The organism is Vibrio sp. L3-7 (genome assembly GCF_963898195.1).
In the GTDB taxonomy this organism is placed as follows: Bacteria; Pseudomonadota; Gammaproteobacteria; order Enterobacterales; family Vibrionaceae; genus Vibrio; species Vibrio echinoideorum.
Genome location: NZ_CAWQUW010000045.1, coordinates 164707 through 177044 on the forward strand (window position 1 = coordinate 164707; position 12338 = coordinate 177044).

General features: G+C 45.6%; 11 protein-coding genes. All 11 read right to left on the reverse strand.

Annotated elements, in window-relative coordinates:
* Window positions 1–3 precede the first annotated feature (3 nt).
* Complete coding sequence (locus tag AACW75_RS20830; protein WP_017073187.1) at window positions 4–1128, reverse strand: protein-glutamate methylesterase/protein-glutamine glutaminase; 1125 nt, start codon at window positions 1126–1128, stop codon at window positions 4–6.
* 13 nt (window positions 1129–1141) lie between these two features.
* On the reverse strand, window positions 1142–3310 hold the full coding sequence (locus AACW75_RS20835; protein WP_145570330.1) for a chemotaxis protein CheA: 2169 nt from the start codon (window positions 3308–3310) through the stop codon (window positions 1142–1144).
* Window positions 3311–3319: 9 nt separating this feature from the next.
* Window positions 3320–4051 carry a protein phosphatase CheZ gene (locus AACW75_RS20840; RefSeq protein ID WP_017073189.1) on the reverse strand — a complete coding sequence of 244 codons (732 nt, stop codon included), beginning with the start codon at window positions 4049–4051 and terminating at the stop codon, window positions 3320–3322.
* A gap of 106 nt (window positions 4052–4157) precedes the next feature.
* Window positions 4158–4526 carry a chemotaxis response regulator CheY gene (gene cheY, locus AACW75_RS20845; RefSeq protein ID WP_016767062.1) on the reverse strand — a complete coding sequence of 123 codons (369 nt, stop codon included), beginning with the start codon at window positions 4524–4526 and terminating at the stop codon, window positions 4158–4160.
* Window positions 4527–4567: 41 nt separating this feature from the next.
* Complete coding sequence (locus tag AACW75_RS20850) at window positions 4568–5302, reverse strand: RNA polymerase sigma factor FliA (RefSeq protein WP_017073190.1); 735 nt, start codon at window positions 5300–5302, stop codon at window positions 4568–4570.
* On the reverse strand, window positions 5295–6182 hold the full coding sequence (locus tag AACW75_RS20855) for a MinD/ParA family protein (protein WP_017073191.1): 888 nt from the start codon (window positions 6180–6182) through the stop codon (window positions 5295–5297). Before AACW75_RS20855 ends, AACW75_RS20850 begins: the two co-directional genes overlap by 8 nt.
* 13 nt (window positions 6183–6195) lie before the next feature.
* A complete protein-coding gene (gene flhF / locus AACW75_RS20860; RefSeq protein ID WP_135457938.1) occupies window positions 6196–7752 on the reverse strand; it encodes a flagellar biosynthesis protein FlhF in 1557 nt (518 codons plus the stop codon).
* A gap of 27 nt (window positions 7753–7779) precedes the next feature.
* Window positions 7780–9879, reverse strand: coding sequence for a flagellar biosynthesis protein FlhA (gene flhA / locus AACW75_RS20865; protein ID WP_145570328.1), 2100 nt, complete (start codon window positions 9877–9879; stop codon window positions 7780–7782).
* A 257-nt stretch (window positions 9880–10136) separates the two neighbouring features.
* On the reverse strand, window positions 10137–11267 hold the full coding sequence (gene flhB / locus AACW75_RS20870; protein ID WP_017073194.1) for a flagellar biosynthesis protein FlhB: 1131 nt from the start codon (window positions 11265–11267) through the stop codon (window positions 10137–10139).
* A 9-nt stretch (window positions 11268–11276) separates the two neighbouring features.
* Window positions 11277–12059, reverse strand: coding sequence for a flagellar biosynthetic protein FliR (fliR, locus tag AACW75_RS20875; protein ID WP_017073195.1), 783 nt, complete (start codon window positions 12057–12059; stop codon window positions 11277–11279).
* Between the two features lie 6 nt (window positions 12060–12065).
* A complete protein-coding gene (fliQ, locus tag AACW75_RS20880) occupies window positions 12066–12335 on the reverse strand; it encodes a flagellar biosynthesis protein FliQ (RefSeq protein WP_017073196.1) in 270 nt (89 codons plus the stop codon).
* Between the last annotated feature and the right edge of the window lie 3 nt (window positions 12336–12338).

The window sequence follows — 12338 nt, forward strand, 5'->3', positions numbered from 1 at the left end:
TACCTAAGCTAACCCAACTTCAACCAAAATTCTTTCCGCAATGCGGTCTAGAGGTAGGTCTTCAGTAGAAATGCCAGCTTTTGCTACAGCTTGAGGCATACCATATACAACACAACTATCTTCGTCTTGTGCCCAGATCGTCGAGCCCGCGGTCTTCAACATACGCGAACCTTCTCGACCATCAGCACCCATTCCGGTCAGAATCATAGACAAGACTTTGTCACCGTAGATTTTCGCAGCAGAACCGAAGGTTACATCCACACAAGGCTTGTAATTCATTCGATCGCCGCCATCAATAATTCTTAGGCGTGCGGACCCTGCGCGGCCATCAATCATCATCTGCTTACCACCTGGTGCAAGATAAGCCACTCCAGGTTTCAACACATCTCCGTCTTGAGCTTCACGAACTTCAATCTTACACAATGTATTCAATCGGCTAGCAAAAGCGGCGGTAAACGTAGCTGGCATATGCTGAACTAACACAATTGGATGCGGGTAGTGTGCAGGGATGCGTGTCAAAATTTTCTGTAGTGCAACTGGGCCGCCTGTAGACGTACCAATTGCTGTCAACTGATACTTTTTACCCGACGCTCTGAACTTCGCAGTTGAAGCCACAGCTGGCTTCACAGCCGAAGCTGCCGCTGAAATCGGTTGACGTAATGGTGTTGATGTCGACGTAGAAGTTGTTGCCGTAGCTCGTGGTGCAACCGGTGTACGGCGCATAAACGCACGCTTTGCGGCAATCTGAATCACACGCTGCTGAAGCAATGCGACTGCATCATCTCGGTTACGCGCAATGTCTTCAAACTTCTTTGGTAGGAAGTCTAGAGCACCTGCGTCTAACGCATCCAACGTTGCTCTCGCGCCATCATGCGTTAACGATGAAAACATCAAAATAGGCGTCGGAGACGCGGCCATAATTTCACGAACGGCTGTAATACCGTCCATAACAGGCATCTCGATGTCCATCGTAATTACGTCCGGTCTTAGCTGTTTCGCTTTCTCAACCGCTTCTTTACCGTTTACTGCTACATCGATGACTTCTAGGCGAGCCTCTGAATTGATGATCTCGCTAACGCGACGACGAAAAAAGCTCGAATCATCAACGACTAATACTTTAATCGCCATATTTATCCTTAAATTAAATTCTTGACGCAGCTGCGTACTGCTTCAACAAGTCCGGCACATCTAGAATCAATGCAATGTGTCCGTCACTTGTAATTGTCGCGCCTGCCATTCCTGGCGTGCCTTGTAGTAGTTTATCAAGTGGCTTGATGACTACTTCTTCTTGACCAATAAGCGTATCGACAACAAAACCAACACGTTGACTACCAAGTTGTACGATAACAACATGTCCGTGCCCTTTGCGTAGCTCAACAATGCCCGCTTTAGGTGCCAGCCAGTTTTGCAAGTAGAACAACGGAATAGACTTATCGCGAACGATGATAGTCAGCTGACCATCAACCACATTTGTGCGACTTAAATCTAAGTGGAAGATCTCGTTTACAGATGCCAATGGCAATGCGAATGGGTGACCTGCAACACCGACCATCAAGGTTGGTAGAATCGCTAGAGTCAATGGAACCTTGATCGTAATCTTGGTGCCTTGTCCCATCTCTGAATCGATATCAATCGAGCCATTCAGTGTGTTGATCGCTGTTTTCACAACGTCCATGCCTACACCACGACCTGAGATATCCGAGATCTGCTCTTTGCTTGAGAAGCCAGGAGCAAAAATTAGGTTGAAGCACTCTTTATTTGATAAACGAGATGCGGCATCTTCGTCCATCAGACCACGTTTAACCGCAATAGCACGAAGCTTATCAGGGTCCATACCACCACCGTCATCAACGATAGCCAGTTCAATGTGGTCACCTTCTTGAGAGGCGGAAAGAATCACTTTACCCGTTTGTGATTTACCCACAGCAACACGGTCTTCCGGCATTTCAATACCATGGTCGACAGAGTTTCTCACCAAGTGAATCAGGGGATCAGCAAGTGCTTCAACTAAGTTCTTATCAAGGTCCGTCTCTTCACCGCGCATCTCAAGAACAATGTCTTTCTTCAAGCTACGAGCAAGGTCGCGGACAACTCGAGGGAAACGACCAAATACTTTCTTGATCGGTTGCATACGAGTCTTCATTACCGCGCCTTGTAGGTCTGCGGTAACAACATCTAAGTTAGAGACGGCTTTCGCCATTTCTTCATCGTTACTGTTTAAGCCTAGGCTCACAAGTCGGTTACGAACCAACACCAATTCACCCACCATGTTCATGATGGTATCAAGTGTTGATGTATCGACACGAACCGTTGCGTCGGCTTGTTGTTTCTTCGCTGGCGTTTTAACTTCAGCTTTCGCGGGTGCTGCTTTTACAGCGACGGGCGCAGATGGCTGAGGCTTCGGCTTTGGAGCTGCTTGTGGAGCAGGAGCAATAGGCTCAGGCTTCGCTGCGGCAGGTTTAGTAGCCGCATCCAGCTCTTCAATAGTTGGCCCATTACCTGAACCATGTAACTGGTCAAGTAACTTCTCAAACTCTTCATCGCTCATCAGATCATCACCTTCAGACTTCGCCGAAACTGGTGCGGCAGAAGGTGCTGGCGGAGCTAAACTTACCGCTGTCGGGCTTTTACCCGCACCATGCAGTTCATCTAATAATTTTTCAAATTCGTCGTCAGTAATATCACCGCTGTCAGAAACTGACTGAGGTGCTGGCGGCGGTGTTGGGGTAGAAGCCGTTGTCGGTGAGCCACCTTTGCCATGAAGTTCATCAAGTAGGCGCTCAAACTCATCTTCAGAGATATCATCAACTGAAGATGCATTAAGGCTTGAGCTTTCAACGATTGGTTCAGCAGGCGTCTCAAAAACTGGCTCAGCGATTACTGGGGCTGAGGACTCTACTGGGGCAACTTCATCGGCAGACTGTGGTTTACAGAGACGGTGAAGCTCATCCAATAAAACTTGATCAGCTGGCACTAAAGGCTCCTGATCTTGCACGGCTTGAAACTGTACATTTACTGTATCTAGAGCGCGTAGCATCGTATCCATCAAACCTGACGTTACGCTGCGTTGGCCGTTTCTTAGAATGTCGAACACATTCTCAGCACCATGACAAGTATCCACCAGCTCAGTTAATGCTAGGAAACCAGCACCACCTTTTACTGTATGGAAACCACGGAAAATAGCATTTAATAGGTCTTTGTCGTCAGGATTATTCTCAAGCTCTACCAGTTGTTCTGATAAGAGTTCAAGGATTTCTCCTGCTTCGACTAAAAAGTCCTGAAGAATATCTTCGTCTAAATCGTAGCTCATACGTTACCTTTAAAATCCAAGACTGGATAACAAATCGTCGACTTCATCTTGAGATGCAACAGCGTCTTCGCGTTCTTCTGGGTTCAAAATTGGACCTTCAGGAGCAATAGACGCTTTCTTCTCTGATTTTGGCGTTGGCTCTACCTGATTCGCACCGAATACAGTAAGAATCTCGACCAAACGTCCTTCAACCTCATTTACCAAGGTAATAACTTTGCTAATTATCTGCCCAGTTAAATCTTGGAAATCCTGAGCCATCAAGATTTCAGTCAGTTGTCCACGTAGTTCGGTACTATCGCCTTCTACTTGGACAAGCAATCCATCAATGCGGTGACATAAAGCTTTAAATTGTGCCAGCTCAATGCGGCCATGCATCAGTTCATTCCATTGAGGCCTTACTTGAAGTAAACACTCGTGTAGGTTGTCTGCTATTGGCATACAGCGATCGACAGCGTCCATCGTTTTATTTGCCGCAACTTCCGTTTTATCAATGACATATTGAAGGCGATCCCTTGCGTCAGGGATTTCATCATTTGCGATAACGCTGATGCGCTCATCGAAATTAAATTGTGTCAAAGAGTCATGGAGATCACGAGTCAAACTACCTATTTCTTGAAGCATTGGATTGTCTTGAAGACTAAAGTTGTCTTCATAAATGCTTCTAACAAGAGAATCAGCACCTTGCTGCTCGTCGTTCTCAAGCAGCTCTACTAATTGTTTTGCTTGTTCTAATGAAATCATCCTGAGTTCGGCCTTACTCCGCATACTGTGTACGCTTAGGCTATCGAGATAAACAGATAACTTTTCTGTCAGTGTTTACCTAGAGGTGCCTAAAACTTATTGATGCTTATAAGCGATCAAAAATCTTATCAAGTTTCTCTTTCAGCGTTGCAGCAGTGAAAGGCTTCACAATGTAACCATTTACACCCGCTTGAGCTGCTTCAATGATCTGCTCACGCTTCGCTTCTGCTGTGATCATAAGCACTGGAAGGTGCTTAAGTTCTGCATCCGCGCGAATGTGTTTTAGCAGGTCAATACCTTGCATGCCAGGCATGTTCCAGTCAGTTACCACGAAATCAAATTCGCCTTTTTTCAGCATAGGTAATGCGGTCAAGCCATCATCTGCTTCTTGAGTGTTGTTGAAACCTAGATCACGAAGTAGGTTTTTAACAATTCGGCGCATCGTTGAAAAGTCATCAACAATGAGAATTTTCATGTTTTTGTTCAAATTAGCCTCCACTGAGTAAATCAGTGTTGTTAGTCGTTCTGTGTCCAAGCACTTAACTTAGTGCGTAAACGCTGCATAGATTGGCTCAGTATTTGGCTAACGCGAGATTCGCTGACACCTAACACTTCCCCAATCTCTTTTAAATTGAGTTCTTCGTCGTAATAAAGCGAAAGCACTAGGCCTTCCCTTTCTGGAAGCTGTTTTATTGAATCGATCAAAGCTTGGCGGAATGACTCATCAGCAACGCCTTGAAAAGGCGTGTTATCTTGAGAATCTTCATTCGGAGATATTACATCATCTGAGACGCCTAAATCTTCGATCCCAACCAGTCTTGAGCAATTAATATCAGTTAAAGCACTATGATATTGGTCTAAACTGAGTCCCATATGCTTTGCCACTTCGGCATCACTTGGGTCGCGGTTGAGAGTCCCCTCCAATTTCGCGATTGCACTGCTGATTTCTCGGTTATTTTTATGAACCGATCTTGGTACCCAATCCCCACGACGAATGTCATCCAACATCGCCCCGCGAATTCGGATGCCTGCATACGTCTCAAAGCTTGCGCCTTTGGTACCATCATAGTTTTGTTGCGCTTCAATCAAGCCGATCATGCCGGCTTGAATTAAGTCATCAACCAATACATTAGGCGGTAATCGCCCCAACAAGTGATGAGCGATACGTTTAACCAACACAGAGTACTTCTCAAAAAAAGCCTGTTGGCTATTGTGATTAGCATGCTGGTCGTAAGTAAGCGCTTTATTCACCAAATGGTTCCTCTACAAATTCAGTACGGTTCAGCAGCCTTTCAACGAAAAACTCCAAGTGCCCACTTGGTGTTCTTGGTATTGGCCAGGTCAATGCTTTATTTGCTAATGAGCTGATTGCCAATGCAGCAGGAGAGCGAGGATACGCATCTACTACGATTTTCTGTCTCTTGACTGATTGACGTACTTTATCATCTAAAGGAATACATGCTACGAGTTCCAGGCTCACATTCAAGAAGCGCTCTGTGACCAAAGTCAACTTTGCAAATAATTCTCGGCCTTCGCGGTAGCTTCTGACCATATTTGCAACAACTTTGAATCGCTGAACTTGATGTTCTCTACTCAACAGCTTGATTAAGGCATAAGCATCTGTAATCGAGGTTGGTTCATCACAAACGACCACAACTACATCCTGCGCAGCTCTTGAGAAGCTGATTACCATATCAGATATACCAGCAGCCGTGTCCACAAGTAAGATATCCATCTCATCTTCTAGCGAACCAAACGCACGAATCAAGCCTGCATGTTGAGCGTGTGACAGTTCAGTCATGCTTTGTGTGCCAGATGTCGCTGGAATTATTCTAATTCCATGCGGTCCTTCAACAATCGCATCCTTCAGTTCACACTCGCCAGCCAACACATGTCCAAGGTTTCGTTTAGAGCGAATACCCAGCATAATGTCTACATTGGCGAGCCCTAGATCGGCGTCCAGCACCATGACTTTTTTGCCTTGGCGAGCCATACAAATAGCCATACCTAACGTCACATTAGATTTACCTACTCCCCCCTTACCACCCGTTACAGCAATAACTTTTGTTAATGAAGGCTTGGTTAAGCGACGGAGGCCGCTAGCTTGATCATGTATCATATTTTCATTCATATTTATCCGCCGCCTAGAGCCCTTCAGAATCGCTATTCCAGTAATGAGGTTCATTCTCTGTAGATTTTTCTAATAACTCGTTAGCCTTAGCAATCATGTACTTTGGCTGAGCTATGACGATATCTTCAGGAACTCGTTGACCATTTGCTATGTAAGCAACTGGTAATGCATTTTGTATTACTACACTGATGAACTCTCCTAAACTTAGAGATTCATCCAGCTTAGTTAGGATGCATCCCGACAACGGGATTCTTCGAAAGTGTTCTATCGTCTCTTGTAGTACTTTACGTTGCGCGGTTGCGGGCAACACAAGGTAACTATTAATGACTGAACCACTCTCTTGCATCAATGTGTCTAACTGCTCAGATAAGCGAACATCTCGCTGTCCCATACCGGCAGTATCAACCAGAATTAGGCGACGATTACGTAATTGATATATTACATCGGCCAATTCACTAGAATCTTTAGCAACTCTTACCGGACAACCCATAATTCGACCATAAATTGATAACTGCTCATGTGCACCTATGCGATATGTGTCAGTTGTCACTAGTGCAACATTGTCTGCGCCATATTCCATGGCAGCACGTGCAGCTAGTTTAGCAACGGTCGTTGTTTTACCTACGCCGGTCGGACCCAGTAAGGCCACAATACCGCCGCGTTTTAAAATATCTTTTTGTGTTACAGAGATTTGGTCAGCAACCAATGCTAGCAAAGCTTTCCAAGCACGCGCTGGTTTGGTGTCTTCAGGAATGTAGCAAGCCATCTGGTCCGCAAGCTCAGCTGAAACACCCATGCGCTCAAGACGCTTTATCAGCATCGCTCTCAAAGGTTCGCGACGTTCAACTTCTTGCCACATTAATCCTGATACTTGATGTTCTAACAAGCGACGAATTGAAGTCATCTCTTCACGCATCGTTTCCATTTCGGTGTCAGAACCTTTGGATTGAACGGGGTCACGACCACGATCGTAACGAGTAGGATCCAAACGAGGCGCTGGGCGCTCTACTCTGCGGTCTTCAGCAATCAACTTAGATAGGCCAGTTTCACGAGCAAACGCAGAATCTATATTGCTATTACGAGACGGTGACTGTTGGTTGCTTTGAGACCCTTTATGACTAGGCAAGCTTTGATGACCGTGAGACTGATGACTGCTGCCAGTTTGGCGATTAAGTAACGCTGACAACGAATCTTCATTTTCTGCACGATGTTGCGAATCTTCGTCTGCGCCATGGCTATATTGCTTAAGCATGTTCGCGAAACGCTTGGTCATTGAGCGTCCGCCTTCAGTATTCGACTGTAGGCTGACTTTGTCATCATCTAATTGGCGACGTCCTGCAGGAACCGCAGGCGCTGCCATTTGCGTGTATTGACTTTGCGCAGGCTGCTGAGGTTTGTTTAATCTTGGGCTTGCTGTCGATGGGCTAGATTCACCATCAATAGCGGCAACAATTTCCACGCCACCTGCGACCTTTTTGTTAGACATGATCACAGCTTCTGAGCCAAGTTCTTCTTTAACTTGAAGCAGCGCAGTTCGCATATCTTTTGCAAAAAATCGTTTAATTTTCAATTCGATCGTCCGTTCTAATTAGGCGGCTTAATTACCAACAGCTTGTACTATGCGTATCTGCTTTTCGTCCGGTATCTCTTGGTAAGATAAAACTCTCAAGCTTGGGATCGTGTTTTTCACGAACTTAGCCAACGTCGAGCGTAATACACCAGAGGTCAGTAACACAGCTGGCTCCCCTTTCAGCTCTTGCTCTTGTGTGGCATGGCTGAGAGAACTCTGTAAACGTTCGGCTAAACCAGGTTCGATACCAGCAGATTCACCGCCGGATGCCTGCATGGTTTGATGCAAGATTTGTTCCAGCTCAGGAATTAGGGTTATCACAGGCAACTCTGGCTCTATACCATTGATTTCTTGAACAATTAGTCGTTTCAATGAGATACGAACAGCCGCTGTCAATATGTCAGGTTCTTGACTCTTACTTGAGTACTCCGACAAAGTTTGGACTATCGTTCGAATGTCACGAATTGGAATCGCTTCATTCAATAGGTTCTGCAGTACTTTCACCACCACACCAAGTGGCAGCTGATCCGGAACAAAACCTTCAACCAGTTTAGGGGTTGAACGACTAAGCATTTCAAGGAGGTTCTGAACTTCTTCGTGACCAATTAGCTGCGATGCATTGTTGGTTAGTTGTTGACTGAGGTGTGTTGCCAATACTGTTGATGAATCTACAACCGTATAACCTAAGGCTTGCGCATGTTCACGCTGCTCTTCGCGAATCCACACCGCTTCAAGGCCAAAAGCAGGGTCAATCGTCGGCTCGCCATCGATCATCCCATAGACTTGACCCGGGTTAATGGCTAATTCCATATCAGGCTTAATCTCAGCCTCACCAACAGCGACCCCCATCAGGGTAATTCGGTAACTATTTGGTGTCAGTTCTAGGTTGTCGCGGATGTGTACCGCTGGGATCAAAAAGCCAAAATCTTGAGAGAGCTTCTTACGCACCCCTTTTACACGTTCAAGCAGTTCACCGCCTTGATCTCTATCTACAAGAGGAATCAAACGATAACCAACTTCTAAACCAATAATATCGACGGGTTGAACATCGTCCCAAGAGAGCTCTTTCTGGGAACCCTTTTCACCGTTAGCCTCAACGCTAGCAGGAAGATTTGGTTTTTCAGCCTTCTTCTTGTTCTTTTTATCGATGTAATACGCACCCGCGCCCGCAACCAAGGCAAGACTCAAGAATGAGAAATGTGGCATACCAGGAACAATACCCATGATGCCAAGGATAGCGGCAGTGATCATTAGGGCTTTCGGGTTATCGAACATTTGGAAGACAAGTTGCTCACCCATGTCTTCATCAGTATTTTGACGCGTAACCATCATCGCTGCTGCGATAGACAATAATAGAGACGGAATTTGTGCAACCAGACCATCACCGATAGTCAATAGTGTGTAGATTTCGATTGCTTCACCAAAACCAAGGTCAAACTGAACCATACCAATACTTAAGCCACCAATAATGTTGATGAACAAGATCAAGATACCGGCGATCGCATCACCTTTAACAAACTTAGAGGCACCATCCATCGAGCCGTAGAAATCGGCTTCCTTGGTTACATCAAAACGGCGGGTACGAGCCTGATCTTGGTCGATCAAACCCGCATTCAAATCGGCATCGATTGCCATTTGTTTACCCGGTAAAGCGTCCAATGTAAAACGCGCACTTACTTCCGAGATACGACCCGCACCTTTGGTTACAACCATGAAGTTGATGATCATCAGAATCAAGAACACCACTAAACCAACTGCATAGTTACCACCAATAACGACGTTACCAAACGCTTCAATAACGTTACCAGCAGCGTCACCACCTTCATGGCCGTGGAGCAATACCACACGCGTAGAAGCAACGTTCAAGGCTAAACGAAGTAGAGTCGCAATCAAAAGTACGGTAGGAAATGCGGCGAAGTCCAAAGGCCTACGGGTATATACAGAAACCAGTAGTACAACCATAGACAGGGCAATATTGAAGGTGAAAAACATATCCAACAAAAATGCTGGAATGGGTAACACCACCATAGCAAGCGTTGAAAGTACCATAACGGGTGCACCGATCGCAGGCATGGCACGGTTAGGGATTTTAGGCAGCTTGTCCGCAAAAGGCAGGGAGAATTTCATAAATCTGGGCAGTTTCGCTATGTTGTAGCTATCTCACCAAGCGAATTGAGGCTCAGGTCTAAGCTATGTTGCAATGGTTTAAAATGATCAGGTTTAAAATAGTCAACTTTATAACGATCAGCTTTATAATGTTCGGGGTTGATATAGCAAACACTGTACCAACATCTCACGTCAATTTATTGCCATCACCTCAATAAAAAGAGGCTTTGTCATCTCGGTATTATCAGCCTTCATTCAGCTGAGCTCAAGCAATTGATCTAATGACGTAAGTCAGGTGGGATCGGCATATTAGAATCTTGCAATTTTGGCCTATCACCACCTTTTTTTCGGTACTGTTTAAGCTGGAACACATATGCAAGAACTTGCGCCACTGCCGTAAATAGACCGTCAGGAATTTGTTGTTCCAACTCAGTGGTGTGATAAAGCGCTCTAGCCAATGGCGGTGCCGGAATAATATAGATGTCATTTTCACGTGCGATTTCACGGATCTTCATCGCCATATGGTCAACCCCTTTAGCGACCACAATCGGTGCCTTGTCTTGATTCTGCTTATAACGCAAAGCCACTGAAAAGTGCTCGGGGTTAGTAACAATCACATCCGCTTGAGGAACATCCGCCATCATACGTCGTTGAGCGGCTTCCCGTTGTAGCATGCGAATTCGACCTTTAACTTCGGGCTTACCTTCGGTGTCTTTGAATTCATCTTTGACTTCTTGTTTGGTCATCTTCAGTTGATCCGCGTGTTGCCAGATCTGGAATGGGATATCAATGGCTACCACGATGAGTAAGGTACAACTGATCAAGAGAATGAAGTTAAGTAATATATCTAAAGCGTGGAATATATTCTGCGGGTACACATCCAAGCTCAGCTGCATCAAATCGTGCTGAGAAGCTTGAATGAGATAAATGGCCATGCCCGATACCAATGCTACCTTCAAAATAGATTTCAGTAGTTCGACCCAACTTTGTAGGCCAAACATACGCTTGATACCACTCAATGGATTTAGCTTAGACGCTTTAGGCATCGCTGCTTGCATCGAAAAGTTAACCCCACCAACGCCAGCAGCGCCGATAACTGCAGCAACGAACAAAGTAATAAGGATCAAGAATAAAGGAAACAGTAGGTTCACCAATGCGCCACCCGCTATTTCTAGGAGTTTATTGGTATCAAATATTTCGTCACGACTCAGGGAAAACAAGCGTTGCATGGCCTCGAACAAAGCCTTCGCCATTGATTCGCCAAACCACATTAAGGAAATTGCACCGACAATGAGTACCGACGCCGACGCTAACTCTTTTGATCTTGCAACCTGCCCTTTTTCTTTGGCCTGTTGCAAGCGTTTGGGCGTGGCGTCTTCTGTGCGTTCTTGACCGTCTGACTCTGCCATTTCAGTCTCCTAGCAATCTAATCGGATTAGACGACATATCTGTTGTTCGCCTTGCACCCAGAATAGTTCATAGTGGCTAAATAAGCCGCCAAGGATGTACCAACAAAGCAACAGGCCCACGAGTAGCGCAAATGCAAAACCCAAAGAAAATATATTAAGCTGAGGTGCGGCGCGCGTCATTACACCAAACGAAAGGTTAATCGTTAGCAGCGCAATAATGCCCGATAAGGACATCGCTAATGCCGTTTTGAACATGATGCCAAGCCACAGTGCCAGTTCTCTAAAGTCTACAGCCGTCAAAGAACCGCTACCAATCGGCAAGGTCTTAAAGCTAAACACCACCAACTGCAACATTTTCAAGTGACCATCAGTCGCCAAGAAAAACATGGTAGCCAACAGCATGAACAGTTGGCCAAGTACTGGCGTGTTCTGCCCATTGGCTGGGTCAACCATAGAAGCGAAGCCCAAGCTCGATTGCATACCGAGAATCTGACCGAGCATAACAAAGGTTTGAATCAAGAACTGGGTGACAAACCCCATGGCAACGCCAATCACGATTTGTTCAAATACCGTCAAGAATCCTTGGAAAGACAGCAGTTCTATCTCTTTAGGAACGGCAGGAATCGCAGGCATCACAGCAAAGGTAATCGCCAAACCTAAATACAGACGGATACGCGGGGACACAAAGCGTGCCCCTGTTACCGTCATCACCATCAGCATGGCTGAGATGCGAGTGTATGGCCAAAAATAATTGGCTAACCACTCTAGTACAAGGCTCGTTGGGTATTCCATATCGGTTTAATACAAAACTTGCGGCAAGCGTTCGATGAGTTCAAAAAAGAACTCCATCATCATCTGAGTCATCCAGTGAGCAAACATCATCAACGCCAATAACGTCACGATCAAACGCGGCAAGAAGCTCAGAGTTTGTTCGTTGATAGACGTCGCCGCTTGGAAGACAGCAACGACTAAACCAATCAGCAGACTAGGAATAATAATGGCGCAAACCATTACAAGTACCATCCAAAGTGCGTCTCGAAACAAATCTACGAATATTTCAGGATTCATTAT